The sequence below is a fragment of the Nocardiopsis prasina DSM 43845 genome, from assembly GCF_000341265.1.
Classification (GTDB): Bacteria; Actinomycetota; Actinomycetes; order Streptosporangiales; family Streptosporangiaceae; genus Nocardiopsis; species Nocardiopsis prasina.
Window position 1 is genome coordinate 1 of record NZ_ANAE01000124.1, and the last position, 4,479, is coordinate 4,479.

The following is a 4,479-nucleotide window of genomic DNA, read 5'->3' on the forward strand; positions in this document are numbered from 1 at the left end:
CCCCGGCTCCGTGCACGGCGAGGACCTGTAGCGGGACCCGTGCAGTGAGGTAGTTCGGACGAACCCAGGGCGTCACGGTGCCAGCGGCACCGTGACGCCCTTCGTGCTGCCGGGGGATCGTCGTTCAGGGCTCGGAACGGCTCAGCCGGGCGACGACGGCGTCTACCACCAGCTCGGTGACGGCGGCCATGTCCACCGCCTCCGGGTCCAGCAGCCACTGCACCTGGAGCCCGTCCATGGCGGCCAGCACCGCCGTGGCTGCCGACCTGGCGGGGGAGTGGCCGTGCGGCCCCGGCGTGCTCGCGGACTCCCGGTGCTCGGGGCCGAGCCGGTCCAGGACCGCCTCCTCCACCTCCTGGCGCAGCACCGTGTAGCGCTCCCGGAACCACTCCTGTGCGGGGTGTTCGGCGGTGGCGCTCTCTGCGGAGAGCACCGCGTACAGCTGGGTGGTCCCCGGGCGCTCGGCGTTGCGGCGGGCGGTGGCGACCAGGTGGTCGAGCATGCCGCTGCCTTCGGGGGCCGGGTCGTTGGTGTCGCGCAGCTCCAGCACCGCTGTGAGCAGGTCGGTCTTGGACCCGAAGTGGTGCAGCACCCCGGCAGGGGTGATGTCGAGCATCGCCGCGATGTCGGCCAGGGAGGTGTTGTTGAAGCCCTGGGAGGCGAACACGTCGGCGGCGGTACGCAGGATCTGCTCGCGCCGGTTCACCCGTCGGCGCGGTGCGCGTTCGGGCGGCCGCCCCTCCTCCGAACGCGTTCGCGTGGGGGTCCTCTCGCTCATGCCTGCTCTCCACTTCCTCGTACCGCGCGGGTACTCCGGGCCGGCTACGGGGGGTGCCCGCCCAGCCCCACGCTATCGAGACTTCCGCTCCCCTCTTGCTTAATGAACATTCAGTAACTAGTCTCTCGGCGCAGGAGACACAGATCACAGGACAAGGGGCTCCATGGCTTCGGAACCGATCGAGCGCGTCGCACGGCTGACCCTGGAGGACAAGGTGCGCCTGCTCACCGGGCGCACCGGATGGATTCTGCACGGGAACGCGGACGCGGGTCTGCTGCCGATCACCGTCTCCGACGGCCCGGCGGGGGTGCGCGGCACGGAGGCCACCCAGGACGAGCACTCGGCCAGCACGCCCAGTCCCACGGCGGTCGCCGCCGCCTGGGACCCCGAGCTCATGGAGCGCGTGGGCCGCTTCTTCGCCGCCGAGGCCCGCCGCAAGGACGTCGACGTGGTCCTGGCTCCGGTGCTGAACCTCCACCGCTCCCCGGTCGGTGGCCGTCACTTCGAGTGCTTCTCCGAGGACCCCCTCCTGACCGCCGAGCTCGGCGCCGCCTTCGTCCGCTCCCTCCAGAGCGCGGGTGTGGGCGCCTGCCCCAAACACTTCATCGGGAACGAGACCGAGCGGGAGCGCACCGCCTACCACTCCCGCATCGACGAGCGCACTTTCCGCGAGGTCTACCTGCCGCCCTTCCAAGCGGTGGTCGACGCCGGGGCCTGGATGGTCATGGCCGCCTACAACGGGGTCGACGACGGCTCCGAGGCCGCCAGCATGACCGACCACCGGGGACTCCTCACCGACCTCCTCAAGGGCGAACTCGGCTTCGACGGTGTGGTGTGCAGCGACTGGACGGCCGCGCGCAGCACCGCGCCGTCGGCCAACGCCGGGACCGACCTCGTGATGCCCGGACCCGGCGGTCCCTGGGGCGAGGCCCTGGTGGCGGCGGTCCGCTCCGGCGAGGTCCCCGAGTCCGTGATCGACGACAAGGTCGCCCGCCTGCTGCTGCTGGCCGAGCGGGTCGGCAAGCTCGACCGCGTCACCTCCCCGGCGGTGGAGGGCGAGGACGAGCGGGTCCTCCTGCGCGAGGTCGGCTCACGCGGCCACGTGCTGCTGCGCAACGAGGGCGGCGTCCTCCCGATCACCGCCGAGCGGGTCCGTAGCGTGGCGCTGATCGGCCCCAACGCCGTGGACGCCTACACCCAGGGCGGAGGCAGCGCCCACGTGAACTCCGAGTACCTGGTCAGCCCAGCCGAGGGGCTGAGCGAGGCGCTGCCGGACGACGTGGAACTCACCCTGGTGCGCGGCGGCGACCCGCGGCGCCACCTGCCGGTGGTGGCGGACCAGCGCCTCACCGGGATCGCCCTGACGCTGCTCGATGCCGCAGGGGCGAAAGTGGAGGGGCCCGAGATCGCCGGTGGAGCTCTGCACGCGGGGGCGCCGAAGGAAGCCGTGTGCGCCGTGCTGGACGCCGAACTCACCCTCACCGAGCCGGGCACCCACCACGTGGAGATCGCCGCCGTGGGCCGTCACACCAGCCGGATCGACGGCGAGGTCGTCAGCGAGAGCGCGGCCCCGGCCTCGGTCGACGACATCCTGGAGTCCCGTCACTCCCACCCCGACGCCCCCCGCGTGGGGATCGAGGTCGCCGAGGGCGCGCCGCGCACGCTCCGGATCCGAGTGGAGATGGAGGTCGGCGACTTCGGCGGCTTCGGCCGGGCGGTCATCGCCCAGCTCCGCCACCAGCCCCCCGGGATGACCGTGGAGGAGGAGATCCAGGAGGCGGTACGCGCCGCCGAGGCCGCCGACGTCGCGGTGGTGGTGGTCGGCACCAACGACGAAGTCGAGTCCGAGGGCTACGACCGGCCCACCCTGGACCTTCCCGGCAGCCAGGACGAACTGGTCCGCCGGGTGAGCGCCGCCAACCCGAACACCGTGGTCGTGGTCAACGCCGGAGCCCCGGTCCTGCTGCCCTGGCTGGACGAGGTCCCCGCCGTCCTGTGGTCCTGGTTCGGCGGCCACGAGTACGGCCACGCCCTGGCGGACACCCTCACCGGCCGGTCCGAGCCCACCGGCCGCCTGCCCTGGACCCTGCCGCGCGACCACGAGGACGTCCCGATCATGGACACCCGCCCCGTGGGTGGCGTGATCACCTACGAAGAGGGCGTGTTCGTCGGCCACCGCGCCTACGACCGGGATGGTGTGGAGCCCCACCGCCCCTTCGGCTTCGGCCTCGGCTACACCGACTGGGAGATCACCGGCGCCGCACTGGCCGCCGACTCCCTCGTGGCCGAGACCCTGGTCGACGGCCTGGCCCCGGAGCCCGTCACCGCCACGGCCACCCTCACCAACACCGGTGCCCGGCCCGGACGCCACGTGGTGCAGGTGTACGTGGAGCCGCCCGCCGAAGGGGGTCCAACCCGGCCGGTCCGTTCCCTGGCCGCCTTCGCCTCCGTGCGCGCCGCACCGGGGGAGGAGGTCACGGTCAGCCTCGAAGTCCCACCGCGCAGACTCGCGGTCTGGGATCCCGCAGCTCAGTCCTGGCGCACCCCGGAGGGTACCTACCACCTCGCGGTGGGCTCCTCCAGCCGTGCCATCGCGCACCGTCTCCGTTTCGACGTGCGCTGACCCCTCCTTCCCCCAGCAGGTTTTCCCTAAGGAACCAGCTCCACCACACGGGCGTCTTCGGTCCTGCGCAGGAGGAGATAGGCGCCAAGCAACTGGCCCGGGACGAGGGGCAGGGCGGTAGTGGCGAAGAGGAGGAACGGGTTGCGGGCGTAGCGGGCGAGAGGAAACCACAGGACGGCGCCGAAGGTGCGAGGCGGCTGTGAGTGGTGTCCCCGAGGGGAGTGGGACACGAGGCCTCAGGAGGAGGGGGATGGGGGCGGGGCCAGACTACCCGTGCGCCGCAGACTCACTGAGGCAGGCGTTCCGCGCTCCGTCGGCACCGGCGGAGCGGGCCCGGGATCGCGTGCAATATGCGTCGACTCCGGTTGCCCTGGTAGGCGTCGCCGGGGTCACGCCGCAGTGGGGACGCGGCGGCGGAAGAGCGTGTAGTCGGCGCCGTCCCTGAAGGTGGTGCTGCTCAACCGCTCGAAGCGTGCGGGGGCGAAGGCCGCTCCCTCGAAGAGGGGGCGCCCGTGCCCCGCGACGACGGGGTAGCGCTTGATCACGAGTTCGTCGATCTCCGGGAGCAGGTATCCGGCCATGGCCGGGCCGCCGACGGTGACGATCCCCAGGGGGCTCTCCTCCTTCTTGAGTTCGCGGACGGTCTCCAGCGGGTCCGTGGCCACGACGGTGACGTTGGGGTCCACGTCGGTGGGCAGGCTGTGGGAGAAGACGATCTGGCGCATGTGGTCGTAGGGGCTGGTCACGCCCTCGTCCAGGGCGACCTGGTAGGAGCCGCGGCCCTGGAGCATGGTGTCGAAGTGCTTGTTGGGAACGTCCAGACCCAGGTGGGCGCGTGCCACGGTGGGAAGGAGTTCGGGGTACTCGTCGACGTGGAACTGGCCGTTGTCGCCGAGCTCGCCACTGGGGTCGGGTACCTCGTAGAAGTCGTGGGAGTTGTCGGGGCCACAGGCGTAGCCGTCGATCGATACCGCGACGAAGTAGGTGAGGGTTCGCATGTGTCTCCTTGGTAGGGGTACTCCTGCGGCCACGTGACCACTAAGCTTGAAGTACTTCAAGTAAAGTACTCCACGCATAG

The 4,479-nt window shown here is 71.5% G+C and carries 3 protein-coding genes; 1 reads left to right on the forward strand and 2 read right to left on the reverse strand.

Annotation, left to right across the window (positions count from 1 at the left end):
• Window positions 1-124: 124 nt before the first annotated feature.
• A complete protein-coding gene (locus tag D452_RS0112485) occupies window positions 125-778 on the reverse strand; it encodes a TetR/AcrR family transcriptional regulator (RefSeq protein ID WP_026129235.1) in 654 nt (217 codons plus the stop codon).
• A gap of 163 nt (window positions 779-941) precedes the next feature.
• On the opposite strand from D452_RS0112485, the gene D452_RS0112490 reads away from it, so the two are divergent.
• Window positions 942-3,401: a glycoside hydrolase family 3 C-terminal domain-containing protein gene (locus D452_RS0112490; RefSeq protein ID WP_017544487.1), complete on the forward strand. Its 2,460-nt coding sequence runs from the start codon at window positions 942-944 to the stop codon at window positions 3,399-3,401.
• 389 nt (window positions 3,402-3,790) lie between these two features.
• Here D452_RS0112490 and D452_RS0112500 read toward each other — a convergent pair whose 3' ends face one another.
• Window positions 3,791-4,399 carry a dihydrofolate reductase family protein gene (locus D452_RS0112500; RefSeq protein WP_017544489.1) on the reverse strand — a complete coding sequence of 203 codons (609 nt, stop codon included), beginning with the start codon at window positions 4,397-4,399 and terminating at the stop codon, window positions 3,791-3,793.
• Between the last annotated feature and the right edge of the window lie 80 nt (window positions 4,400-4,479).